Genomic DNA, 22,518 nt, shown 5'->3' on the forward strand with positions numbered 1-22,518 from the left:
CGAACCATGTACCAGTGTCCTGTGTGCGGGCTTGGCCCCCGTGGTAGACGAGAACGACATACCTGCCGGTTCCCTTACAAAGAGGTCACGCACCCTCGACAGACCAATGTGAGAGGGGTCACCCTGTCATTCATCCACGCGGGGAGGCATGGATGGGCAGGAGCCGCAGAACACTTCCGGAGGAGCTTCTGCTGCTGGCATTGGACCCGGCCACGGGTACCACTGCACAGCCGCAGTCGCTCGACCTCGGTCTGGCCGGAGCACAGCTAGTGGAGCTGGCGCTGGCCGGACGGATAGCCCCAGACGGGGATCGTATCGCCGTGGTGGTCCCACGGCCGACAGGAGATCCAACACTGGACTGCGCGTTGGAGTTGCTGCGAAGGCGCGGCGCTCCGGTGCGTGCCGTCCACTGGATCGGCGGGCCGCGTCTCGGGCTCCGCCAGGTCTACCTCTCGCATCTGGAGCGGTGCGGCATGGTCGCCGCCGTGCCGGGTCAGATGTGCGGGGTGCTGCCGACAACTCGCTACCAGGCGACGGACAACGAGATCAGCCGGGAGATCAGAGCCCGGCTGGATTCCGCGATCCGCACCGGTGTGCCGCCGGACCCGCGGACCGCGGCGCTCGCCGCACTGGCGCACGCGGTGGGCCTCGGCAAGCACCTGTACCCGGGCAACGAGGGACGCTCCTCTCGCTCCCGGCTCAGGGACCTGATCCGGCACGACCCCATGGGCGGACTCGTGGCGCACGCCGTGATGGACGTCCAGAACGGCGTGGGCGCCCAGCCGCGCCGCAGTCCGGCCCCGGCGCCGGCGCCGGCCGGCCGTCAGCCGGCCGGTCCCGTCAGGGCCGCGCCGGAACCCGCCCGCGGTGTGCCGATGCAGCCGCGCCACGGTTCCATGGCGCGCGTCGTGGCGCACTGAGCTCCGCCCCTCACCGGGCACACGCGCCGCACCGACGCACGACCGACCGCACGACCGACCGCTCGACACCGCAGCACCCACCGCACCGCCGCAGCACTCGCAGGCCCCACAGCCGCACCTGAGTCCCCAGACCCGGTCCGGGAGCCGCTGGTTCGCGCGGGGCCGCGGGACCGTGCGCCGTCCGTCCGCCCGGACGCCGGCGCCACGGTTCCGCGGCCCCGCGCGGCCGTCTTCCCGGCCGCCCTGGCGGCCCGGCCGCGCGAACCCGCGGGCGCCGCGCCGCGAACTGGCGTGCGTCCTGCGCATATCCGCGGTTCGCCAGCGGTAGAAAGCACCTTGGTGGCAGTCTGCTCAACAGCAGATACGCAAAGTGGCTAGTCGAAGCACGCAGCCGGAGGTGCACGTCCGTGGCGTCCAATGTCAATCCCACCGTCCGGCGACGCCGGCTGGGCCAGGAACTGCGCCGGCTCCGCGAGCTCAAGGGCATGACGGCCGAGGAAGTGGCGGAGCGGCTGCTGGTGTCGCAGTCGAAGATCAGCCGGCTGGAGAACGGGCGGCGCAGCATCAGCCAGCGCGACGTCCGCGACCTGTGCGGGGTCTACGAGGTCGAGGACCACCGGATCGTCGACTCGCTGATGCAGATGGCCAAGGACTCCCGCCAGCAGGGCTGGTGGCACTCCTTCGGCGACATCCCCTACAGCGTCTACATCGGGCTGGAGACCGACGCGGCCAGCCTGCGGGTGTACGACCCCCAGGTCGTCCCCGGCCTGCTGCAGACCCGGCAGTACGCCGAGTCGCTGATCGCGGGCGCGCTGCCGGAGACCGCGGCCGCCGACGTCGAGAAGCGCGTGCAGGTGCGGCTGCGCCGGCAGGATCGCATCACCGCCCCGGAGAACCCGTTGCGGCTGTGGACGGTGATGGACGAGGGCGCGCTGCGCCGGGTGGTCGGCAACCGCTCGGTGATGCGGGACCAGTTGGAGCACCTCGTCGAGCAGTCCCGGCTGCCGCACGTCACCGTGCAGGTCATCCCCTTCGAAATGGGCGCCCACCCGGGTCTGAACGGCCAGTACGCGATCCTGGAGTTCCCGGACGCGGCCGACTCCAGCGTCGTCTACATCGAGGGCGTCACCAGCGACCTGTACCTGGAGAAGGCGAACGACGTCCAGAAGTACAGCGTGATGTACGAGCACCTCAGGGCGCAGGCCCTGAACCCGGACCAGTCACGCCAGTTGATCGCGGACATCGCGAAGGAGTACGCCCGCTGACACCGGTTCTGGACGAAAGCCGCCGCACAGTACACCGGTCCTGGGGCATATCGGAAGACCGCGTGGAATATGCCATCCAGTCGAGTGAATAGTCTCCTCGGATGCCGGAATGGGCGAGTAGCGTCGATCACGCCAACCGAGCAATGAGGCTGGCGCAAGCCGCGCTGCGGTTCACCGATGGACACGTCGTGCGGTGACAGCAACTCAACAACTGGCATTGCGGAGCAGAAATGGCAATTCGACAGGGCGCCACGGACACGTGGACCAAGTCCTCGTACTCCACGGGAAACGGCGCATGCGTCGAGATCAAGTCACCGGTTCTCGCGGCGATGGCCGTGCGGGACTCCAAGATTCCCGACGGCCCCGTCCTGGGCTTCCCGGCCGACGTGTGGAACGCCTTCGTCACGTCGATCAAGGCGTAGGGGGAGGATCTTTCTGATCCTCCGCCGACTCACCGAACACAACTTCACAAGCACCACACTCAGCACCACAGGCACCAAAAGCAGTACGAGCAGCACCTGAAAGAGCCCTCTCGACCAGTTCGCCGTCCTTGCCGAGGGGGCTCGGCTGGTGACCGGAGAGCCTCCGGGCCCCTCCGACGCCCTCAGCGCAGCCGGTCGACGTACGTGTCCGTCCCCGGCACCGTCGGGACGAACGGCGCCACCAGCCCGCACCCCTCTTCCGATCTGACGGTACGTCAGCTACACCGGCCCCATGGCAGACGACACGACGCACGCAGACGAGAGCCACAGCCGCCGGTACGCCGAACTGGCAGCCGTCGGCCCCTACGGAGCCGACCTCGGGCATGCGCTCATCACCATGGTCGAGCCGCACCCCGGCCGGGAGCGCGAATACAATCGCTGGTACGAAGACGACCACTTCATCTCCGGCGCGATGGCCATGCCGTGGATGTACGCCGGGCGCCGCTGGGTCGCCACGCGGGACCTGCAGCTACTGCGCTATCCCCAGACCTCCGCCGTCGCCCAGCCGGTGACAGCCGGGTGCTACATATCCGTCTACTGGATGACCGCCGGCCGGTACGCCGACCACATGCGGTGGACCGTCGGCATCAACAAGCGCCTCAACCGCGACCACCGCGTCTTCCAGGACCGCACGCATGTCTTCACGGCCTTCCAGGACCACGCGACGACGGTCTACCGCGACGGTGATGAGGGCCCGCGTGACATCCACGCCCTCGACCACCCCTACGCCGGGCTGGTCCTCCAGGTCATCGACGCCGGCTCCCCCGCCGGGCGCGAGGACCTGCTCGCGTGGCTTCGTGACGACCACCTTCCGAAACGGCTGGCGGGCTCACCCGCGGCCATGGTGACTCTCTTCACGCCGACGCCCCTCCCCCTGGACCGCATGACCTACGTCAGACAGGTCGAGGGCATCGGAACCCGGCTGACCCTGCTGTGGTTCCTCCAGCACGACCCCCGCGACACCTGGCGCGAGCACTTCGCGGACCTGGATACGGCAGTGGCCGCTTCGGGGCTGGGCGCTGTGCAACTCGTCGCACCGTTCATCCCCACGGTGCCCGGAACGGACCGGTACGTGGACGAGCTGCGGTGAGCCATCCGTAGCCAGGCGCCCCCGCGCCCGTCGGCGGGCCAGGCAGGGGCGACCGTCGTGCTCGGCGAGTCGCCCGGCGGCCTCCTCGCGGACCTGGTGGGGCGTCCATGACGCCACGGCACAGCACCCCATCATGCCGGCGGCCCGCGAGCGGCGACGCCTCCCTCCGCAGGAGGGCGGGAACGGAACCGGACGAGATCGTGGACGGCCCGCACCGCGCCGGCGAGGTCCAGGGCGGGCCGCCGCCGCACCCTTGGCGTCGTGCCCCACCTGCCCGGCCCGGATGCGCAGCGGCCTGTGTCGGCTGTCAGGCGGAGCCGTCTCCGGTGCCGGGTCCGGATTCCAGACGCTTCAACCAGGCGTCGAGGTGGGGACAGGTGACGCGCAAGGCGTCCAGGCCGAGAAGCCCGATGGCATCGGGGCCGTCCACGACCTTGCGGTAGGCGGGATGGGCTCTCAGGATCCGCTTGGACGGCGCTGTGTCGGGACCGTCGTTGACGAGTTCCGGGCCGCCCGCCGCATCGACATGGGAGCGCAGAACGTCCGCCAGCCTGGGCGACGTGACCAGCTCGGCGAGCTCGTTCGCGGCGGCGAGCACCCACGCTTCCGTCTCGTGCAGGACGAGGAAGGGCAGGAACCGCTGGTCACCGATGACCCGCGCCATCGCCTCCTCGACATGACCGACCCGGGCGTACGCGTCACCGGCCGGGGCGTCGGAAAGTCCGGGGGTGTCGGAGGGCAGCCCGTACAGGTCGAGCATCGTGGTCACAGTGTCGACGGCCGAGTTCCGCAGCAGCGCCCGGATATCGTGCTCGATCTTGGGCCATCTGCTCACCCCTCCCTTGTCGTGCGGCCGGCCGGCGGCTCGCCGGGTCTTGAGCGCGACCGGGGTGACCCAGACGTCACGCACGATCAGTTCCGGTTGGAGGACCTGCTGCACCAGGCGCTCCTCCGTCGCACCCTCCACCAGTACGTGAACCTGACGCATCGCCTCGACCTCACCGCTCCCGCTCGGGCCGGGGACGACCGCCCAGCAGGTTCTTCAGCCACAGGTCACCGAGCGAGTAGCTGTCGAGCCAGGCTGCCAGTGCCTCAGGATCGGGCCGGTGCAGCCTCGTCGAGCCGTCCACGCGTTCCGCTACGACGAGTTCGTCCAGCCCGAACTGGTCGACCAGGGTGACGGACTGGGTGGCGGCGAGGATCTGGCTGTGGGTGGAGGCCGACCGGAACAGTTCCGCCAGAACGGTGATCGCGAAGGGGTGCAGGCCCAGCTCGGGTTCGTCGAGCACGAGCAACGCGGGCGGTCTCGGCTGGAGCAGGAGGACGACAAGGCAGATGAAACGCAGCGTGCCGTCGGACAACGCGTCGGCCGGGAACACCGTGTCGGACCCGAACTGCTTCCAGCGCAGCAACACGCGTGCCGCCGCGTCCTCGGTGAGGACGAATTCGCGGAAGAAGGGCGCGACAGAACGGACCGTACGCACGATCTGCTTGTACTCCGCCGGGTGCTCCTCACGCAGGCGCAGCAGGAACGCGGCGAGGTTGCGTGCGTCCGGGTGCAGGACCTCCGTGTCGGAGGAGTAACCCGGCTGCTTCACCGGAGCGCCGGGAGTCGTGTCATGGAAGTGGTAGACGCGGCAGCCCCGCAGTATCTCCAGCGTGTGACGGGCCACGTCGGCGGGACCGGACGGTCCTTCTTCCGCGACCTGGGCGAGTTTCGACTCGCTGTGGCCCCGCCCGATCTCCTGCTTCAGTGGCTGCTCATGACGCGCCGTGTCGTCGAACTCCACCAGCTCACGGCCGAAGACCAGTTCCCCCCGATGCGAGGGGACCAGGGTCGCCTCGTAGGCGTTCACGAGATCACTGTCGTCGGCCTCCACCCGCAGCCCGATCCCCGCGGATCCCTTTGCCACGTCGTGAAGCATGGCCACGGCTCCGCCACGCAGCCCGACCTCCATGCCCAGCTCGCCCTCGGCGATGCGCCCGAGCAACTCGACGGCTTCGATGAAGTTGGTCTTGCCCGCGCCGTTGGGGCCGACGAGCACAGTGACCGGCCCCAGGGCCAGCTCGACCTGTTGGATCGACTTGTAGCCGCTGACGGAGATGCGCCGAACCCTGCGTGACATGGTCATCAATGTATCGAGCCATCGGGGTCGGACACCGGCGCGTGGGTTCGACGCCCGGTGTGGTGGGCGGGTGGCGATCAGCGGTCCGCCCAGGGCAGTACCGACCTGACCCACGCGGCCGCCTGCTGCGGCGACGCGTGCGTGTCGACACCGAGGACGTGGATGCTCCCGAGCAGGCCCCGCACTCCACTGACCTGGAGGACTCGGCGGGAGTGCCCGCCGGGAGACGGATGGACGATCACTGCACGTGGGTCGGTGCCCGGGGTGTAGCCGGCGCCGTAGGTGAGGAGTTGGTGGATGTCTCCGGCACCGACGCCGTAGCGGTCGTAGCGCTTGTACTTGGCGTCCACCGGAAGCAGGGTGCGCGCGGCCGGGTCAGGCCCGGGGAGGCTGAGCAGGACATCCGGCCGGAAGGCCGAGGTACTGCCGTGGTCACCCCGCACGGTGATGCCCGTGGCGCCGCTACTGGGGACGGCCCGTCCGCCGTGCGGGGCGGCGGCCTCGATGGCCAGACGCCGGACGACGGCCTCCCAGAGAGCGGGCATGGCCAGCAGCAGGCCGTCCGCCGTCATGCCGTCGTCGGTGAGGAGATCGGTCACGCCTCCTCCTCGTAGCAGCAGGCGGGCCCAGGTGTGTGCTGCGCGGTAGCGGGCGTTCACGATCCCGACGGTCGCGTCGGCCTTGAGCCGCCACCCGGCCGGGGTCTGGTCCAGGCTGAGGCAACCGCGCGCCTGGAGGGCGCGCAGCCGCTCGACGTCCCGGGGGGTGAGCTGGTCGGCGCCCAGCAGTTCGGCTCCGTACTCCGCGAGCCGGACTTCGGTGCGGTCAGGCATCGGGGCCCGGTGCGCCGCTGGTGAACTCGGTCGCGAGCGCAGCGGCGAGGTCCTGGGGCGACATCAGCGCGGGGCGTCCGGTGTCGGCGTCGACGAGGCTGCCGAGGATGCGGTGCAGCAGGTCGGCACGGCCGAGGCAGTAGTCCTCCAGGAGCGGGATCACCTCATGGTGGAAGGCGGCGGCCAGGTCGTCCTCGGTGGCGATCGGTTCACCGCCCCGCAGCAGGTAGGCGTGCCCTATCTGGTGGTCGGCGTCGAGGTGACGGGCGATACGGGTGTTGAGGGACTCGAAGAACTCCGCCAGGTCCAGGGGGCCGACAGTGCCGGAGACGGCGTCCGGGTCGGGGCCGACCGGGAGGAAGGCGAAGCGGCGGCGTACGGCGGCGTCCAGGTGGCTGATACTGCGGTCCGCCGTGTTCATGGTCCCGATGACCCGCACGTTCGGCGGCACGGAGAAGGTGCGCCTGCTGACGGACAGCGCGAGGGGCAGTCCGCGCTTGTCGAGTTCGAGCAGCGTGACCAACTCACCGAAGATGCGGGGCAGATCACCCCGATTGATCTCGTCGATGATCAGCAGGAACTTCTCGTCCGGGCGTTCGGTGGCCTGGGCGCACAGGGTGTGGAACACGCCGTCGGCGAGGGCAAGGGTCAGCCCGGGGCCGGTGGCACTCAGGTCCGGCTTGAAGCCCTCTACGAAGTCCTCGTAACCGTAGGACGGATGGAAGGTCACCAGCTGGATGCGGTCGTCGTCCCGCAGCATCTCGGTCTGAGCCTCGGCTCGCTGGTCCGGCGTCGAGTTGAGCGCGTCCGCACGACCGGCGAGGGCGAGGGCGGCACCGAGTGCGAGCCGGGTCTTGCCGGTGCCGGGAGGGCCGTGCAGGATCACCTGGCCCTTGCGCTGCAGCGCATCCAGTACGCCCGTGACATCCTCCGGCAAGGGGCCGGGGCCATCGGTGTACGACTCCTCGGAGTCCGTGCCGGGCTCGGCTGGGCCGGTGGCGAGCCGGGCGAAGAACGTCGGCTGCACCTTGGCGAACGTGGACCGCCAGCCGGGCTGGGGCTCCGGCAGCTTCCGTGTGTGGGAGACGTCCCAGGAGACCGGGACGACATGCCGGTATTCGGGGCGGTCGGCGTCGAAGCGGTAACTCCCGCTGACGGTCCCGGTGGCGAGGACCTCGTCCATACCGCGGTTGGCCACGATCCGGTCCCCCGCCTCCAGGTCCCGGAACGCCAGCAGCCGCCGGGCCAGCGTCAGGCTGCCGCCGCTGCTGCGCGGCCAGGCGCTCGCCGCGGTGATCCAGGCGCTGGGCGGCACCTGGGACACCGAACGTGCCGTACTGGCCCTACGAGTCGCCGGGTACCGGCCGACGGACCATGAAGCCGCGGCCAAGGAGGCCCGCCGCAACCTGCGCGAGCTCGCCCAGGACGGTGTGATCGTGAGGCCGGACCCGGATCAGGCCGTGTATCGGCCGGCGTAGTCGCAGCCGCAGGGCTTCGACACTGACACGTCAAGGGAGGGCGGGCTCCCGGAAGCCGTTCGCGGTGGCCGGTCAGCCACTCGCCGCACACCCGCCGACGGGGAGAGGCGCGTACACGTCGCTGCGGGTGTCCTCGGCCATGGGCGCTCCCCTTCCGTCCTTCTGCCGACGCCCCTACTCTGACGCTCCGTCAGATAAGGCGCCAGACCCGGGAGGCACCGGATGTCACTGCTCGCGGGCAAGACCGTCGTCGTGTCGGGAGTCGGCGCCGGGCTCGGCCGTCAGGTCGCGGCGGCGGTCGTGCGCGACGGCGGGAACGCCGTGCTCGGCGCGCGCACCGAGGCGAACCTCGCCGAGAGCGCCGCGGACGTGGACCCGGGCGGGACGCACACGGCGTACCGGGCGGCCGACATCACCGACGAGGCGCAGTGCGCGGCGCTGGCGGCGCTCGCGCGGGAGCGGTTCGGCCGGATCGACGCGGTGATCCATGTGGCCGCCCTCGACCGCCACTTCGGCGGGCTGGAGGACGCGGACTTCGCGGCCTGGCAGGCCGTCCTGGACGTGAACCTGCTGGGGACGCTGCGGATGACGCGGGCGTGTCTGCCGGCCCTGAAGGAGCGCGGCGGCGCGGTGGTGTTCATCGGGACCCAGTCGTCGGTGGCCGCGCCGACGCAGGTGCGGCAGGCGGCGTACGCGGCCTCGAAGGGGGCGCTGACGAGTGCGATGTACTCGCTGGCCCGCGAGCTCGGCCCGCACCGGATCCGGGTCAACACCGTGCTGCCGGGCTGGATGTGGGGGCCGCCGGTGCGGGCGTTCGTGCGGTCGACGGCGCGGGCCGAAGGGGTGCCGGACGACGAGGTGCTGGCCCGGCTGACGGAGCGGACGGCGCTGCCCGACCTCGCGACGGACGGGGACGTGGCGGACGCGGCGGTGTTCCTGGCCTCGGACCGGGCGCGGGCGATCACCGGGCAGTCGCTGCTCGTCAACGCCGGGGAGCTGATGCGCTGACGCCGGGGAGCCGATGCGCCGAGCACCCTCCCCCCGTCGGGATCCAGCCAAGATCAACGTTCATATAGATGAACTCAGGTCAACTCGCAGAACATTTTTGCCTGCTCTTGACCTGCTGCTCGCTTGTCGTGTCCGCGTGACCGAACCCACGATGAGCGGGCACTTCGCGGCCTCTCGCGGCCTGCCACGCCCCTACCCCGCTCAGGCGAAGTGCCAACCAGCTGAGCGGAGTTCACAAGGCGGACCCTGGAAGGGGGCACATGAACAGTCTCGACTGGGCCGTGCTCATCGGCTACTTCGGCGTGATGGTGGCCATCGGCGTCTGGTCGCACAAACGCGTGGACAGCGTCGGCGACTTCTTCACCGCGGGCGGGAAGATGCCGTGGTGGCTGTCCGGCATCTCGCACCACATGTCGGGCTACAGCGCGGTGATGTTCACCGGCTACGCGGGCATCGCCTACACCTACGGCGTGACGTCCTTCGTGACGTGGTCCTTCCCGATCGCGCTGGGCATCGCCATCGGCTCGAAACTGTTCGCGCCACGGATCAACCGGCTGCGCTCAAGGCTGCACGTCGCCTCGCCGCTGGAGTACCTGAAGAACCGCTACGACCTCAAGACGCAGCAGGCGCTGGCCTGGTCCGGGATGCTGCTGAAGATCGTGGACGTCGGCGCGAAGTGGGCGGCCATCGCTACGCTGCTGTCGGTCTTCACGGGCATCAGCCTGAACCAGGGCATCCTGATCACGGGCGCGATCACCGCCGTGTACTGCACGATCGGCGGCCTGTGGGCGGACGCGCTGACCGAACTGGGCCAGTTCATCATCCAGTTGCTGGCCGGCATCTCGATGTTCGTCGCGGTCGTGCTGAAGCTGAACGACAAGGGCATCGGCTTCCTCGGCGCCTGGGACGAACCCGCCCTGCACGGGCACGGGAAGCCGCTGGTCGGCCCGTACGGCACGGTGTTCCTGCTGGCCTTCCTGTTCATCAAGCTCTTCGAGTACAACGGCGGCATGCTCAACCAGGCCCAGCGCTACATGGCGACGGGCAGCGCACGCGAGGCCGAGCGGTCGGCGCGGCTGTCGGCGGTGCTGTGGCTGGTCTGGCCGGTCGTGCTGTTCTTCCCGATGTGGATGTCGCCGCTGCTGGTGCACGCGCAGAAGCCGGACGGCTCCGACTCCTACGGCCTGATGACCGAACAGCTCCTGCCGCACGGCCTGTTGGGCCTGGTCATCGTCGGCTTCTTCTCGCACACCATGGCCATGTGCTCCTCCGACGCCAACGCGATCGCGGCCGTGTTCACCCGGGACTGCGCGCCCGTGCTGTCGGCCAGGGCCCGGCAGTGGAGCGAGCGGTCGGGCCTGATCGCGGCCCGCGTGGCCACGGTCGTCTTCCTCGGACTGTCGATGGCGGCCGCCACACAGGTCAACTCGCCGACGTTCAAGGACATCATCACGGTCGTCATCAAGTGGGTCGCGGGCCTGATGGGCCCGATGGCCATCCCGATGATGCTCGGCCTGCTGCGGCCCTTCCGGCGCTCCGGGCCGACCGCCGCGCTCACCAGCTGGGCGATGGGCCTGCTGGCGTTCTGGCTGGTCAACTACCCGATCAACTGGAACGTCGACGGCGGCGTGCCGCTCCAGTACCAGGTCTCGATCCCGCTCGCGGTCTCCCTGGTCCTGTACATCCTCATCGGCTACCTGAAACCGGAGGACACCCCGGCCCGGCTCGCGATCATCGACCGGGTCAACTCGGACGGGGACGCGGCCGCCGCGGCCGTACCGGCGCCGGTGGGCGCGGGCGAGGGCGAGGACGCGGTGAGCAGGACGGCGGTGAAGGACTGAGCGGGGCCGGACCCGGCTGACGGGCCTACGCCCGCGGGTACCGGGCCAGCCAGCCGGGGGACGAGCCGGCCGGGCCGTGCAGGGCGGGGCCCTGGGTCATCTCCATGGCGAAGTCGTCCGCCAGCTCCAGGATCGTGGGACGGCCCTCCAGCTCGGCCAGCCAGGCCGGCGGGAGGGCCGTCTCGCCGTGCAGGGCGCCCAGCAGTCCGCCGGTCATGGCGCCGGTCGCCCCGGAGGGGCCGTCGTGGTTGACCGCCAGGCACAGGCCGTGCCGGACGTCCTCCCCGACCAGCGCGCAGTACACGGAGGCGGACAGCACCCCCTCCGCCGTACCGTCCGCGGCCAGTTCGGCCACCCGCGCCGGGGCGGGCATGCCCTGGCGGACCGCGCCGAGCGCGTGCTGCAGCGCGTCGGACACCGGCTGGTGCCCGGGCCGCACGGACAGCAGCGCGAGCGCCCGCTGCACCGCCCCGTCGAGGCTGTCGCCGCGGGCCAGCCCGTGCACGATCACGGCGTAGGCGCCGGCCGCCAGGACGGCCGTCGGATGGCCGTGGGTGTGCGCGGCGCACTCCACGGCGAGCTGCACGACCAGTTGCGGCTCCCAGCCCACGAGCAGCCCGAACGGCGCGGAACGCGCGGCCGCCTCGGGTCCCGGCGAGTCCGGGTTCTTCGGCGCCTCCAGCGTGCCCATCCGGTCGTCGCCGAGCCCCATCAGCAGCGTCCGGGTCGGCGCCCGGCGCGCGTACAGCCACTCCTCCCGCGCCAGCCAGCCGTCCTCCGCGCGGCGCAGGTCGGGCCCCCAGTCGCGCTGGGTGGCCGCCCAGCGCAGGTACGCCCGGTGCAGGTCGGTCGGCGGGTGCCAGGCGCCGGTGTCGCGGCGCACCTGGGCGCGGATCAGCCCGTCGACGGAGAACAGGGTCAGCTGCGTGAGGTGGGTGACGGTGCCGCGCCGCCCGTGGCCGGGGGCGAGGTCGAAGAGGCCGTCCGGCCCGAACGCCGCACGGATCTCCTCGATGCCGAGCCGGTCGACGGGCGAGCCCAGCGCGTCGCCGACCGCCACCCCGAGCAGCGCCCCGCGCACCCGGCTGCGGAAGTCCTGCTGCTCGGTACGGCCCCAGACGGCGCCGGCTGTAGCACCCACCAAGACCTCCCCGCCCGTTACCCGCCCGTACGGCTCGTCACTGTAATCGAACGGGAACGGTCGGTTGAGGTCGCGCGGCGGTCCGCGCACCGCCGTACCGGGAGCGGCCGGGGCGGCCGGGGCGGTCCCTGGTGGAGTGCTTCCGCGGCGCGCGGCGTCCGCGTGCACGCCGAGCCGGGCCGGGACGGCCGCCCGCCGCCGTTCTGGCTCGATGTGTACGGGAGACGGCGGGCGCGGGTGGGAAGGAGACCCGCATGTCCGCAACCGCAAGCGCAACCCCCGCCGCACGGGCGCTCACCCTCACCGCCGCTCTCCTCACCGGGACGGTGGCGCTCTGCACGGCGCTCGTCGCGTTCGGCAACATCACGGACTTCGGCACCAACCGGCAGTTCGTGCGGCACGTGCTGGCCATGGACACCACGTTCAAGGACGACGACCTGATGTGGCGGGCGATCACCGGCCACGGGGTCCAGGACGCCGTGTACGTCGCGATCATCGTGTGGGAGACCGCCGCCGCGCTGGTCCTGATCGTCGGCACGTGGTTCTGGGCGCGGCGGGACCACGACCGTGCGCGGCGGATCTCCACCTACGGTCTGCTGATGCTGATGCTGCTGTTCGGCGCCGGGTTCGTCGCGGTCGGCGGGGAGTGGTTCGCGATGTGGCAGTCGGAGGACTGGAACGGGCTGACGGCCGCGACCCGGGTGTTCCTGATCAGCGGGGTCGTGCTGCTGGTGATCCACCTGCCGTCCGGCGGCCGGGAGGCTACTCGACGACCGTGACCCTGGTGCCCGCCGAGCCGAACGTCCAGAGGGCCGCGCCGTCCGCCGTGCGCATCCGGATGCCGCCGGTCTGCGCGCCCGACGCGGGCGGCGGCGAGGAACCGTCCACCGCGTTGGAGAAGGCGATGTCGACGCCGGACTCGACGGCGAAGTACATGATGTGCTCGATCTTCACGCCGTCCGAGCCGGTGATGACGCCCCGGGTGCGCAGACCGACCGTGTAGCTGCCGGGTTCGGGGCTCACCGTGCCGGGCCACACCGCGAACGTGCGGCGCGGCGCGTCGCTCGCGTCGACCAGCCAGACCCGCTTGTCGCCGAGGGAGTAGACGATCCGGCGGCCGGTGCCGGAGCCGTCCGGCACCGCGGTCGGCGCCGCGGAGGCGGTCGGGGTGGCGGTGGGGTGCGCCTTGGCCGACGCCGAGGCGGTCGGCCGTGCGTCCGCCGCGGCCGACGGATGCGCGCCGCGGTCCGCCTGTACGGTCAGGGCGGCGACCACGGCTATCGCTCCCACCGTCAGACCGGTCACCCAGACCTTCGGGGCTGGCACGGGCACGCATCTCCTCAGCTACGGATCCCCCCTCGCACGAGGGTCGGATCATCGTACCGGCCCCTTCGGTGCCCGCTGTTCAGTCCAGCACCGGCAGCAGTTCGGGCAGGTGGCCGTCCGAGGCGGCGGCCGCCCGCTGCCGCTCCTCCGGGACCTCCCCGTACAGCGTGGTGCGGGGACGGGCCGGGCGGCCCGCCGCCTCCGCCACCGCGATCAGGTCCCGCACCGACTTGTAGGAGCCGTACGACGAGCCCGCCATGCGCGAGATGGTCTCCTCCATCAGGGTGCCGCCCAGGTCGTTCGCGCCGGAGCGGAGCATCTCCGCCGCGCCCTCGGCGCCGAGCTTCACCCAGCTGGTCTGGATGTTGGGGATCCAGGGGTGGAGCAGGAGGCGGGCCATGGCGTTCACCGCGCGGTTGTCCCGCATCGACGGGCCGGGGCGGGCGATGCCCGCCAGGTACACCGGCGCGTTGGTGTGGATGAAGGGGAGCGTCACGAACTCCGTGAAGCCGCCGGTGCGCTGCTGGATGCCGGCCAGGGTGCGCAGGTGGCCGAGCCAGTGCCGCGGCTGGTCCACGTGCCCGTACATCATCGTCGAGGACGAGCGGATGCCCAGCTCGTGCGCGGTGGTGATCACCTCGATCCAGGTCGCCGTCGGCAGCTTGCCCTTGGTGAGCACCCAGCGGACCTCGTCGTCGAGGATCTCCGCCGCGGTGCCGGGGATCGAGTCGAGGCCGGCCTCCTTCGCGGCCGTGAGCCACTCGCGGATCGACAGGCCCGTCCGGGTCGCTCCGTTGACGACCTCCATCGGGGAGAAGGCGTGCACGTGCATGCCCGGGACGCGTTCCTTGACCGCCTTCGCGATGTCGAAGTACGCGGTGCCGGGCAGGTCGGGGTGGATGCCGCCCTGCATGCAGACCTCCACCGCGCCCACCTCCCACGCCTGCTGCGCCCGGTCCGCGACCTGCTGGAGGGAGAGCGTGTAGGCGTCGGCGTCCGTGCGGCGCTGCGCGAAGGCGCAGAAGCGGCAGCCGGTGTAGCAGACGTTGGTGAAGTTGATGTTGCGGGTGACGATGTACGTCACCTCGTCGCCGACCGCCGAGGCGCGCACGTCGTCCGCGACCCGGCACAGCGCGTCCAGCGCGGGGCCGTCCGCGTGCAGCAGGGCGAGGGCCTCCGTGTCCGTCAGCCGCGTCGGGTCGTCGGCCGCCGTCGCCAGCGCCGCCCGCACGTCGGTGTCGATGCGCTCCGGCACCATCCCGGGCGCGGCCGCCTCGCGCAGGGCGCCCCAGTCGCCGTACACCTCGTCGAAGTCCTCGCGGCGGTCGGCGCTGCGGCCCTCGGTGTCGATGGACGCGTGCAGGTCGGTGCGCCCGGAGGAGACGAACGCCTCCTCCGGCTCCTGCCACGGCAGTCCCGCCGGGAGTGCCTCCGGGCGGGCCAGACCGGTCTCCGGGTCGGCCAGCGCCCGCACGTGCGGGAGCAGCCGCGGGTCCAGCCAGGGCTCGCCGCGCCGCACGAACTCCGGGTAGACGCAGAGCCGTTCCCGCAGCTCGAAACCGGCCGCCGCGGAGCGCCGGGTCAGCTCCTCGATCTGCGGCCAGGGGCGTTCGGGGTTGACGTGGTCGATGGTGAGCGGGCTGACCCCGCCCCAGTCGTCGATGCCGGCGGCGATGAGGCGCTCGTACTCGCCGTCGACCAGGTTGGGCGGCGCCTGCAGGCAGGCCGCCGGGCCCATGATGTGCCGGGCCACGGCGACCGTGGCGACCAGTTCGTCCAGCTCGGCGTCGGGCATGCCGCGCATCGCGGTGTCCGGCTTGGCACGGAAGTTCTGGATGATCAGTTCCTGGATGCCGTGGTAGGCGCGGGAGACCTTCCGCAGCGCGAACAGCGACTCGGCCCGCTCCTCGTACGTCTCGCCGATGCCGATGAGGACGCCGGAGGTGAAGGGGACCGAGGAGCGGCCGGCGTCCTCCAGGACGCGCAGCCGCACGGCCGGCTCCTTGTCCGGGGAGCCGTGGTGGGGGCCGCCGGGCTCGGACCACAGGCGGGTCGCCGTGGTCTCCAGCATCATGCCCATGCTCGGCGCGACGGGCTTCAGGCGCTGGAGGTCGGTCCACGACATGACGCCGGGGTTGAGGTGGGGCAGCAGGCCCGTCTCCTCCAGGATGCGGATGGAGATCGCGCGGACGTAGGCGATGGTGTCGTCGTAGCCGTGCGCGTCGAGCCACTCGCGCGCCTCGGGCCAGCGGTCCTCGGGCTTGTCGCCGAGGGTGATCAGGGCTTCCTTGCAGCCGAGGGCGGCGCCCTTGCGGGCGACGTCGAGCACCTCGTCCGGGGACATGAACATCCCGTGCCCGGCGCGCCGCAGCTTGCCGGGCACGGTGACGAACGTGCAGTAGTGGCACTTGTCCCGGCACAGCCGGGTGAGGGGCACGAAGACGCTCTTCGAGTACGTGATGACGCCGGGCCGGCCCGCCGCCTCGAGCCCCGCGTCGCGGACCCGGCCGGCCGACGCGGCCAGGTCCTCGAGGGCCTCGCCGCGGGCCTGGAGCAGCACGGCCGCCTCGGAGACGTCCAGGGCGACACCGTCCCGGGCGCGTTTCAGGGCGCGCCGCATGGAGTTCTCGGTGGGGCCGCCGGTTCCGGTCGCGGAAGTCGTCATCCCCCGAGGATACGGAGGGGCCTCCGCTGTTCAGCGGGGGCGGGGGCAGTACCCGTCGGTCACAAATGCGCCGCGTACCCGTCCAGCGCCCGGAGGACCTCCGCCTCCCCCGCCGGCGGCAGCTGCACCACCACCTCCTCGATGCCGAGGTCCGCGTAGTGCGCGAGCTTGCCCGGGGTGGGGTGGACGACGTACGGGACGACCTGGAGGGCGGCCGGGTCGCGGCCGGCGTCGGCCCAGGCGGACCGCAGCGCGGGCAGTGACTCGGACAGGCCGCGCCCGCCGATGGGCAGCCACCCGTCGGCGTACTCGCAGATGTGCGCGAAGAGCTTCGGGCCGGCCGCCCCGCCGACGAGCGTACGCGGGCCGGTGACCGGGCCGCGCGGCTCCCGCACCGGCTTGGGGTACGCGAAGGAGGCCCGCACGCTGCCGAACTCCCCCTCGTACGCGGTCGGTTCGGGCGCCCACAGGGCCCGCATCAGGGCCATCCGGTCGCGCACCAGCTCCCGCCGCGTACGCCACTCCACCCCGTGGTCGGCGGCCTCCTCGACGTTCCAGCCGAAGCCGAGACCGAGGGTGAACCGGCCGCCGGACAGGTGGTCCAGGGTCGCGATCCGCTTGGCCAGGTCGATGGGGTCGTGCTGGGCGACCAGCGTGATGCCGGTGCCCAGGCCCAGGCGCTCGGTCACCGCCGCCGCCTGGCCCAGGGCGACGAACGGGTCGAGGGTGCGGCCGTACTCGGGCGGCAGCTCGCCACCCGCCGGGTAGGGGGTGGTCCGCTCTACGGGGATGTGGGTGTGCTCGGGCAGGTACAGCCCGGCGAACCCGCGCTGCTCGAGCTCGCGGGCGAGCCGGACGGGGGCGATGGTCTCGTCGGTGAGGAAGATCGTGACGGCGATACGCATGCGGTATCTGTACCGGCGCACGACCCGGATGTCGATACCGACCGGTCGGCTTCGGCGGGGCGCGGGTCGCGGGGCGCGGGTCGCGAGTCGCGGGTCGCGAGTCGCGGGTCGCGGGTCACGGGTCACGGGTCACGGAGGTGGGCGGCCTGCGGTGGACATACATCGTCTGCGAGCACGACCAGGCGCTGCCGCCACAGGCCCAAGAGGCACTGGCCACCCGCTCCGGCGAGGTACACCGGCTCGCGAGCAGCCACTCCCCGTTCCTGTCCAGGCCGCAAGAGCTGGGCCGCCCTCCTCGCGGGAATCGCCCTCGGATCGGCAGGCTGAGCCCCGATCGCCGCCCGGCCCGGCCACCGCCTGCGCCGCAGGGAATGCCGCCCGCTGGTCCGCCAGGCCTCATCGAGGGCCGTGGACCGACGGGCTGTCTCCGCGCACGGCCTCCACCAGCCGCGCGTGCAGTCCCACCGGTGCCGTGAGGAAGCTGTCGGAACTCGCAGTCCAGGGACGGCCCTCGGCGTCCGTGACCAGGGCACCCGCCTCGCGGGCCACCAGCGCGCCCGGCAGGAGATTGGCGGCGTCGCGGCCGAACTGCCAGAAGGCGTCGAGGCGTCCGGCCGCTGTATCGGCGATCTGCCACGAGGTGGGACCCAGATTGCGTACCGCACCCACGTACGGCAGCACGGCGGCGAGCGACCGTCCGGCCTCCCTGGCGGCCTTGGGCTGCCGGGTGATGAACGGCGGATGGCTGGTCGCCACGACGGCGACGGCCGGGTCGGTCTTGGCCGACGGCGTGATCGGCCGCCCGTTGCGGGTGGCGCCGGCTCCGAGGGCGGCGAGGTAGGTCTCTCCCAGCAACGGCGCGTGCAGGGCGGCCGCCACCGGCTCGCTGTCCCGGACCAGCGCCAGGCTCACGCAGAACTGCGGCAGGTCCTGCAGGAACTGCACCGCGCCGTCCACGACGTCGACGACCCACAGCTCGCCGTCGGGCAGTACGGCGAGGCCGTCCAGTTCGTCCGCCCAGGCGACTCCGGGCCGCAGTGCGTCCAGGTGCCGCCGCATCACGGCGGCCGTCGGCGCCTCCAACGCCCCATAGGTGGAGGCCAGTTCGTCGAGTGAGGTAACGGGCGCCGGGCGTGGGGTGGCCAACAGCAGCTCACCCACCTCCTGCGCGGCGGCGGCCATGGGCGCGAGCAGGTTCTCGTAGGTCATCTTCGGCTCCAGTGCGTGAATCGGTCGACACGTCGATCCTCCGTCGCGCCGGCGCCGTACCTCCCTCCAGAGAGTCTGTGTGAGCGATACTGCCAATCATGGCCCTCCGAACGGCGGATTCCGCCCTCGACGAGCGCGATCAGCTGCTGATCGCGGCGCTGCAGTGCGACGGACGCCTGACCGCCGAGCGGGCCGGTGAGGTCCTCGGAATGAGCCCGCGCACGGTGCACCGGCGCTGGCAGGCGCTGATCGCCGACGGGACCTGCCGGGTGATCGCCCCGCGCGCCAGACACGACTCGGTCGGCGCGCTGTTTCTGCGGATCCGAGTGCTCGGCGGCAAGCTCGACGCGCTCACGGCGGCCCTGGCAGCCCGTTCCGATGTCCCGTTCATCGATGTGTCGGCGTCCGGCGACGAGATCCTCGCCGTCTCGTGGACGCTGCCGGGAACCCGGGACAATTTGGTGTTCCGAGACCTGCCCGCGACCCGGGCCGTGACGTCCGTGGCGGCGGACACCGTCCTGCATGTGTTCGCCGAGGCCTCCGACTGGCGGCACGCGGTCCTCAGCGACGCCGAACGCGCCGCGCTGACACCGGTACGCCCGTCAGGAGCCGCCCCGGCGGGAACGCCGGACGACATCGACCGCGGCATCCTCGCCGTGCTGGAGGAGGACGCCAGGACACCGGCGGCGGCCGTCGCCCTGCGCACCGGCCACCCGGACTCCACCGTCCGGCGCCGCATCGCCCGGCTCACCGAGACCGGCCGACTCCTCACCCAGGTCGTGGTCGACCCGAAGCGGCTGGGACTCCTCATCGACGCCAACGTCATGGTGCGCGTCGCCCCCTCCCGCCTCGACACGGTGGGGCGCGCCCTGGCGGAACACCCCGCCGTGCACGGCGCGTTCGCCACCACGGGCCCGTCCAACCTGCACATCGCGATCTGGGTACGCGACCTGGAGCACCTCTACCGGTTCATCACCCAGGACCTCGGCAGTCTGGGAGTTGACGGCGCGGAGACCGTCATCGTCGGCCACGCGGTCAAACGCCCGGGGAAGGGGCCAGGCGGCCGGGTCGGATGAGCCAGGCGGTGGCAATCAGCACGCCGGAGCGCTTCCTGGTGCCGCACGCCCAGGAAGACAGGTCGCCGAACATCCACGGTCCGGATCTCCGGCAGCGGCATCGCTCCGTCTCCCGGTACGGCACCGGTCACCATGCCGCCGTCCCGGCTCCGCACTCGGCCCACAGCAGCTTGCCGGCGCTCGACGCGTCCGGCCTGCGCAGCACCGTCGCGCCCCACGCGTCCGCGCAGGCCCGCACCAGGGGCAGGCCGCGGCCGTGCTCGGCGTCCGGTGCGGGTAGTGGGGCGCCCGGGTTCGAGAAGCCGGGCGGGACACGGGGGTCGGTGTCCCATACGGCCACGCGGAGGCGACCGGGCTCGGCGCAGCGGAGCCGGAGGGCGTACGGGCCCTTGGTGTGGCAGTGGGAGTTGGCCAGCAGTTCCGCCGCCACCAGCTCGGCGGTGGGGGTGAGTTCGGGCATCTCGTGCGCGGCCAGAATCAGCCTGAGCGCGCCCCGCGCGATTCCCGGTGCGCGCGGATCGTGCGGAAGATGCAGGGTGTAGTTCCAGGACGGGGATACGGTGGCCAACGGAATTCTCCGGTCTCTGAGGGGAGTTGAACGGGTGCCTGGTGTCTCTGCCGCGGCGTCCCGCGGTGCGCTTCCGGGCGGGCTCCTGAGGATCAAAATAGAGGCTCGGCAAATGTCATTTGCGGGATCCGGAGATACCCCGCACTACTTCCCTCGCGTGAGTGACCCGCTAATGGAACACACGTTCAGGAGGAGCGCACATGCCCGCAAGACCGCCGATGACGGCCCGCCGTCTCCGGCTCGCCGTGGAGCTGCGCAAGATGCGCGAGCGCGCGGGCATGACCGCCACGGAGGCCGCTCGCGCGCTCGGCACGAGCCAAGGGCAGCTCAGCAACGTGGAGTCGGGCAGATTCGGAGTCAGTCCGCAGCGCATCCGGGCCCTGGCCCACATCTACTCCTGCCCTGACCAGGCGTTCATCGCCGCCCTGATCGACCTGGCGACCGACAGGACACCCGGCTGGTGGGAGTCGTACCGCGAGGTCCTGCCCTGCGGCTTCCTGGATCTCGCCGAACTGGAGCACCACGCCATCGCCGTACGCACCGCGTACACGTCGCACATGCCGGGGCTGCTCCAGACCGCCGACCACGCGCGTGAGATCTTCCGGCACGTCATCCCCGCACCCACCCCACCCGAGGTCGAGCACCGCGTCTCACACCGGATCAAACGGCAGGGTGTGCTGTACGGCGCCGACCCGACCCCGTACCGCACCACCGTGCACGAGGCCGCCCTGCACATGCGCGTCGGCGGCCGGAGCGTGGCTCGCGCCCAACTGCGTCATCTGCTCGACATGAGCGAGCGGGAGCACATCACCCTCCGCGTACTCCCCTTCGACGTCGGGGCGTTCCCGGGATCAGGCCAGTCCATCAACTACCTGTACGGTGCCGTCCCGCAGCTCGACACCGCTCAACTCGACCAGTTCCACGGGCCGGTCCTCCTCGACGCCGAAGCTCTTCTGGACAAGTACCGGAACCTGCTCGACATCGTGGAAGCCATCGCCCTCACTCCAGAGAAGTCCCGGGATCTGATCCATTCGATCGCCCAGAACCTGTGAAGGAGCCGAGACATGTCCCCGTACCGCTGGCAGAAGTCGTCCTACTGCCAGGAAGGCGATGCCTGTGTCCATATATCCGCCACCCCGGCTGCCATACACCTCACCGACCGCGCCGCCCCGCCCCGCCCCGTGCTCACCACCAGCCCCGCCGCCTTCGCCGCGCTGCTCCGGGCGGTGAAGACCCGCGCGCCCCTGATACCCGTCACCGGGCGGTGATGTCGGCGACGACCGCCGCGTGGTCGGAGGGCCAGACGCCGTCGACCGGGGCGTGGCCGGCCCGCCGCGCGTGCCGTACGGCGCCGATGCCGTCGGGGCCGGCGGGCGCGCCGACGTGGACGTAGTCGATACGGATGCCGGGGCTGGACTCGACGTACGGGTTGCCCGCGCCCCAGGTCACGCACGGGGCGGCGGGGTCGGCGTGGTCCCAGGCGTCGGTGAAGACCTGGCCGGGCACGGCGGGCGCTGCGCCGCGGCCGGTGAAGCGGCGGATCTCGGCGGAGTCGGACGGGGCATTGAAGTCGCCGGTGACGACGGGCGGGAAGCCGGTGCCTGCGCGGTGGTCGGCGACGAAGCGGGCCAGGGCGGTGACCTGGTCGCCGCGCACGGCCGAGGCGTCCCGGCCGGACGTCAGGTGCACGGTGAAGAAGGGCACCTCGTGGCCGGGGGCGGCCAGCCGGGCGTACAGGGCGAGTCGGCCGTCGTCGACCTCCTCGGGGGCCGGCAGGCGCAGCACCGCGCGGTCCACGACCGGCCAGCGGCTGAGCACCGCGTTGCCGACCTCGACGCCGGTTCGGCCGATGCGCCGCTGCCAGCGGTCGGAGGCGGGCGAGGCGGCCCAGGTCCAGTGCAGGCCGAGTTCGCCGGCCAGCCACTCGGCGAGGTTCTCGCCGTCGGCGGCCCACACCTCCTGGAGTCCCACCACGTCCGGCCGCAGTTCCCGCAGCACCGTGCGGATCGCCTTCCGCCGCTCCGCCCAGGGGCCGAAGCGCCACCACAGGTTCCAGGTCACGACCCGCATGGGCGCACCGTCTCTCGTACAGGAACGTTCGCGGTGCCGCGAACCGTTCGAGTGTTCGTCGAGAGACATTGAAGAACACCGTCGCCGCCGCACGAGAGGAGATCCGAAAACCATGCCCCGCGACGCCGAGACGAAGTACCGGACCGTCCGCGCCTTCCAGCGCAGGCTCAACGCCGTGATGCGCCGGATGCCGGGCCAGACCCTGCTGGAGACCACGGGCCGCGTCTCCGGCCTGCCCCGCCACACCCCGGTCGGCGGCCGCCGGGTCGGTGACGCGTTCTGGCTGGTGTCGGAGTTCGGGGAGCGGTCCCAGTACGTGCGCAACATCAAGGCCGATCCGCGGGTGCGGGTGCGTATCCGAGGCCGCTGGCACACCGGCACCGCCCACCTCCTGCCCGACGACGACACCGCCGCCCGCCTGCGCGCCCTGCCCCGGCTCAACAGCGCGGTGGTGAGCACGGTCGGGGTGGGGCAGCTGACTGTGCGAGTCGATCTGGACGGGTGAACGGCGGAGG

22 protein-coding genes are annotated in these 22,518 nt (G+C 71.7%); 11 read left to right on the top strand and 11 right to left on the bottom strand.

What is annotated here, in order from left to right:
* The first annotated feature begins 152 nt into the window (after window positions 1-152).
* The 4 genes from ACZ5GT_RS17470 (at window position 153) to ACZ5GT_RS17485 (ending at window position 3,757) form a co-directional block, all read left to right on the top strand.
* Window positions 153-920, top strand: a complete 768-nt coding sequence (locus ACZ5GT_RS17470; RefSeq protein WP_469023783.1) for a GOLPH3/VPS74 family protein — start codon at window positions 153-155, stop codon at window positions 918-920.
* Window positions 921-1,327: 407 nt separating this feature from the next.
* Entirely contained in the window at window positions 1,328-2,185 is an 858-nt protein-coding gene (locus tag ACZ5GT_RS17475; protein ID WP_469023786.1) for a helix-turn-helix domain-containing protein, read from the top strand.
* Window positions 2,186-2,415: 230 nt separating this feature from the next.
* Entirely contained in the window at window positions 2,416-2,607 is a 192-nt protein-coding gene (locus ACZ5GT_RS17480) for a DUF397 domain-containing protein (RefSeq protein WP_398277095.1), read from the top strand.
* A gap of 292 nt (window positions 2,608-2,899) precedes the next feature.
* Window positions 2,900-3,757 (top strand): hypothetical protein, encoded by an 858-nt coding sequence (locus tag ACZ5GT_RS17485; protein ID WP_469023790.1) that lies wholly within the window; start codon window positions 2,900-2,902, stop codon window positions 3,755-3,757.
* Window positions 3,758-4,064: 307 nt separating this feature from the next.
* Here the strand turns inward: ACZ5GT_RS17485 and ACZ5GT_RS17490 are convergent, their stop codons facing one another.
* The 4 genes from ACZ5GT_RS17490 to ACZ5GT_RS17505 all read right to left on the bottom strand — a co-directional run bounded on the left by ACZ5GT_RS17490 (window position 4,065) and on the right by ACZ5GT_RS17505 (window position 8,040).
* Window positions 4,065-4,745: a DUF4276 family protein gene (locus ACZ5GT_RS17490; protein WP_469023793.1), complete on the bottom strand. Its 681-nt coding sequence runs from the start codon at window positions 4,743-4,745 to the stop codon at window positions 4,065-4,067.
* 10 nt (window positions 4,746-4,755) lie between these two features.
* On the bottom strand, window positions 4,756-5,883 hold the full coding sequence (locus ACZ5GT_RS17495) for an AAA family ATPase (protein WP_469023796.1): 1,128 nt from the start codon (window positions 5,881-5,883) through the stop codon (window positions 4,756-4,758).
* 77 nt (window positions 5,884-5,960) lie between these two features.
* On the bottom strand, window positions 5,961-6,716 hold the full coding sequence (locus ACZ5GT_RS17500) for a 5-methylcytosine restriction system specificity protein McrC (protein WP_469023800.1): 756 nt from the start codon (window positions 6,714-6,716) through the stop codon (window positions 5,961-5,963).
* Window positions 6,709-8,040 carry an AAA family ATPase gene (locus ACZ5GT_RS17505; RefSeq protein WP_469023803.1) on the bottom strand — a complete coding sequence of 444 codons (1,332 nt, stop codon included), beginning with the start codon at window positions 8,038-8,040 and terminating at the stop codon, window positions 6,709-6,711. The genes ACZ5GT_RS17500 and ACZ5GT_RS17505 overlap by 8 nt, the downstream gene beginning before the upstream one ends.
* 376 nt (window positions 8,041-8,416) lie before the next feature.
* On the opposite strand from ACZ5GT_RS17505, the gene ACZ5GT_RS17510 reads away from it, so the two are divergent.
* Together ACZ5GT_RS17510 and ACZ5GT_RS17515 are read left to right on the top strand one after the other, a co-directional pair.
* On the top strand, window positions 8,417-9,202 hold the full coding sequence (locus ACZ5GT_RS17510; protein ID WP_469023808.1) for an SDR family oxidoreductase: 786 nt from the start codon (window positions 8,417-8,419) through the stop codon (window positions 9,200-9,202).
* A 260-nt stretch (window positions 9,203-9,462) separates the two neighbouring features.
* A complete protein-coding gene (locus ACZ5GT_RS17515) occupies window positions 9,463-11,043 on the top strand; it encodes a sodium:solute symporter family protein (protein WP_469023811.1) in 1,581 nt (526 codons plus the stop codon).
* A 25-nt stretch (window positions 11,044-11,068) separates the two neighbouring features.
* Here the strand turns inward: ACZ5GT_RS17515 and ACZ5GT_RS17520 are convergent, their stop codons facing one another.
* Window positions 11,069-12,184: an ADP-ribosylglycohydrolase family protein gene (locus ACZ5GT_RS17520; RefSeq protein WP_469023815.1), complete on the bottom strand. Its 1,116-nt coding sequence runs from the start codon at window positions 12,182-12,184 to the stop codon at window positions 11,069-11,071.
* A gap of 254 nt (window positions 12,185-12,438) precedes the next feature.
* Between ACZ5GT_RS17520 and ACZ5GT_RS17525 the strand changes: the two genes are divergently transcribed.
* Window positions 12,439-12,963, top strand: coding sequence for a DUF2165 domain-containing protein (locus ACZ5GT_RS17525; protein WP_469023820.1), 525 nt, complete (start codon window positions 12,439-12,441; stop codon window positions 12,961-12,963).
* Here the strand turns inward: ACZ5GT_RS17525 and ACZ5GT_RS17530 are convergent.
* The 4 genes from ACZ5GT_RS17530 to ACZ5GT_RS17545 all read right to left on the bottom strand — a co-directional run bounded on the left by ACZ5GT_RS17530 (window position 12,947) and on the right by ACZ5GT_RS17545 (window position 18,289).
* A complete protein-coding gene (locus tag ACZ5GT_RS17530; RefSeq protein ID WP_469023826.1) occupies window positions 12,947-13,510 on the bottom strand; it encodes a hypothetical protein in 564 nt (187 codons plus the stop codon). The genes ACZ5GT_RS17525 and ACZ5GT_RS17530 overlap by 17 nt on opposite strands.
* A gap of 79 nt (window positions 13,511-13,589) precedes the next feature.
* Complete coding sequence (locus ACZ5GT_RS17535) at window positions 13,590-16,175, bottom strand: bifunctional FO biosynthesis protein CofGH (protein WP_469023831.1); 2,586 nt, start codon at window positions 16,173-16,175, stop codon at window positions 13,590-13,592.
* 59 nt (window positions 16,176-16,234) lie between these two features.
* On the bottom strand, window positions 16,235-17,080 hold the full coding sequence (locus tag ACZ5GT_RS17540; protein WP_469023837.1) for an LLM class F420-dependent oxidoreductase: 846 nt from the start codon (window positions 17,078-17,080) through the stop codon (window positions 16,235-16,237).
* Window positions 17,081-17,476: 396 nt separating this feature from the next.
* On the bottom strand, window positions 17,477-18,289 hold the full coding sequence (locus ACZ5GT_RS17545; protein ID WP_469023840.1) for an inositol monophosphatase family protein: 813 nt from the start codon (window positions 18,287-18,289) through the stop codon (window positions 17,477-17,479).
* 98 nt (window positions 18,290-18,387) lie between these two features.
* On the opposite strand from ACZ5GT_RS17545, the gene ACZ5GT_RS17550 reads away from it, so the two are divergent.
* Complete coding sequence (locus ACZ5GT_RS17550; RefSeq protein WP_469023843.1) at window positions 18,388-19,365, top strand: AsnC family transcriptional regulator; 978 nt, start codon at window positions 18,388-18,390, stop codon at window positions 19,363-19,365.
* Window positions 19,366-19,492: 127 nt separating this feature from the next.
* Here ACZ5GT_RS17550 and ACZ5GT_RS17555 read toward each other — a convergent pair whose 3' ends face one another.
* Entirely contained in the window at window positions 19,493-19,933 is a 441-nt protein-coding gene (locus tag ACZ5GT_RS17555; RefSeq protein ID WP_469023846.1) for an ATP-binding protein, read from the bottom strand.
* A 200-nt stretch (window positions 19,934-20,133) separates the two neighbouring features.
* On the opposite strand from ACZ5GT_RS17555, the gene ACZ5GT_RS17560 reads away from it, so the two are divergent.
* Together ACZ5GT_RS17560 and ACZ5GT_RS17565 are read left to right on the top strand one after the other, a co-directional pair.
* The gene (locus tag ACZ5GT_RS17560) at window positions 20,134-20,985 is read left to right on the top strand and encodes a helix-turn-helix domain-containing protein (RefSeq protein ID WP_469023849.1); all 852 of its coding nucleotides are present in this window, start codon (window positions 20,134-20,136) and stop codon (window positions 20,983-20,985) included.
* Between the two features lie 12 nt (window positions 20,986-20,997).
* The gene (locus tag ACZ5GT_RS17565) at window positions 20,998-21,201 is read left to right on the top strand and encodes a DUF397 domain-containing protein (protein ID WP_324783320.1); all 204 of its coding nucleotides are present in this window, start codon (window positions 20,998-21,000) and stop codon (window positions 21,199-21,201) included.
* Here the strand turns inward: ACZ5GT_RS17565 and ACZ5GT_RS17570 are convergent.
* On the bottom strand, window positions 21,188-22,003 hold the full coding sequence (locus ACZ5GT_RS17570) for an endonuclease/exonuclease/phosphatase family protein (RefSeq protein WP_469023853.1): 816 nt from the start codon (window positions 22,001-22,003) through the stop codon (window positions 21,188-21,190). The genes ACZ5GT_RS17565 and ACZ5GT_RS17570 overlap by 14 nt on opposite strands.
* Window positions 22,004-22,115: 112 nt before the next feature.
* Between ACZ5GT_RS17570 and ACZ5GT_RS17575 the strand changes: the two genes are divergently transcribed.
* Entirely contained in the window at window positions 22,116-22,508 is a 393-nt protein-coding gene (locus tag ACZ5GT_RS17575) for a nitroreductase/quinone reductase family protein (RefSeq protein ID WP_469023856.1), read from the top strand.
* Window positions 22,509-22,518: the final 10 nt, after the last annotated feature.

It is taken from the genome of Streptomyces sp. NPDC031340 (genome assembly GCF_055569945.1).

Excerpts from the sequence above, each read along its gene's own strand:
- ACZ5GT_RS17470 (WP_469023783.1), top strand. The coding sequence starts at position 153 with ATGGGCAGGAGCCGCAGAACACTTCCGGAGGAGCTTCTGCTGCTGGCA.
- ACZ5GT_RS17480 (WP_398277095.1), top strand. The coding sequence starts at position 2,416 with ATGGCAATTCGACAGGGCGCCACGGACACGTGGACCAAGTCCTCGTAC.
- ACZ5GT_RS17485 (WP_469023790.1), top strand. The coding sequence starts at position 2,900 with ATGGCAGACGACACGACGCACGCAGACGAGAGCCACAGCCGCCGGTAC.
- ACZ5GT_RS17490 (WP_469023793.1), bottom strand. The coding sequence starts at position 4,745 with ATGCGTCAGGTTCACGTACTGGTGGAGGGTGCGACGGAGGAGCGCCTG.
- ACZ5GT_RS17495 (WP_469023796.1), bottom strand. The coding sequence starts at position 5,883 with ATGTCACGCAGGGTTCGGCGCATCTCCGTCAGCGGCTACAAGTCGATC.
- ACZ5GT_RS17500 (WP_469023800.1), bottom strand. The coding sequence starts at position 6,716 with ATGCCTGACCGCACCGAAGTCCGGCTCGCGGAGTACGGAGCCGAACTG.
- ACZ5GT_RS17510 (WP_469023808.1), top strand. The coding sequence starts at position 8,417 with ATGTCACTGCTCGCGGGCAAGACCGTCGTCGTGTCGGGAGTCGGCGCC.
- ACZ5GT_RS17515 (WP_469023811.1), top strand. The coding sequence starts at position 9,463 with ATGAACAGTCTCGACTGGGCCGTGCTCATCGGCTACTTCGGCGTGATG.
- ACZ5GT_RS17525 (WP_469023820.1), top strand. The coding sequence starts at position 12,439 with ATGTCCGCAACCGCAAGCGCAACCCCCGCCGCACGGGCGCTCACCCTC.
- ACZ5GT_RS17535 (WP_469023831.1), bottom strand. The coding sequence starts at position 16,175 with ATGACGACTTCCGCGACCGGAACCGGCGGCCCCACCGAGAACTCCATG.
- ACZ5GT_RS17540 (WP_469023837.1), bottom strand. The coding sequence starts at position 17,080 with ATGCGTATCGCCGTCACGATCTTCCTCACCGACGAGACCATCGCCCCC.
- ACZ5GT_RS17545 (WP_469023840.1), bottom strand. The coding sequence starts at position 18,289 with ATGACCTACGAGAACCTGCTCGCGCCCATGGCCGCCGCCGCGCAGGAG.
- ACZ5GT_RS17550 (WP_469023843.1), top strand. The coding sequence starts at position 18,388 with ATGGCCCTCCGAACGGCGGATTCCGCCCTCGACGAGCGCGATCAGCTG.
- ACZ5GT_RS17560 (WP_469023849.1), top strand. The coding sequence starts at position 20,134 with ATGCCCGCAAGACCGCCGATGACGGCCCGCCGTCTCCGGCTCGCCGTG.
- ACZ5GT_RS17565 (WP_324783320.1), top strand. The coding sequence starts at position 20,998 with ATGTCCCCGTACCGCTGGCAGAAGTCGTCCTACTGCCAGGAAGGCGAT.
- ACZ5GT_RS17570 (WP_469023853.1), bottom strand. The coding sequence starts at position 22,003 with ATGCGGGTCGTGACCTGGAACCTGTGGTGGCGCTTCGGCCCCTGGGCG.
- ACZ5GT_RS17575 (WP_469023856.1), top strand. The coding sequence starts at position 22,116 with ATGCCCCGCGACGCCGAGACGAAGTACCGGACCGTCCGCGCCTTCCAG.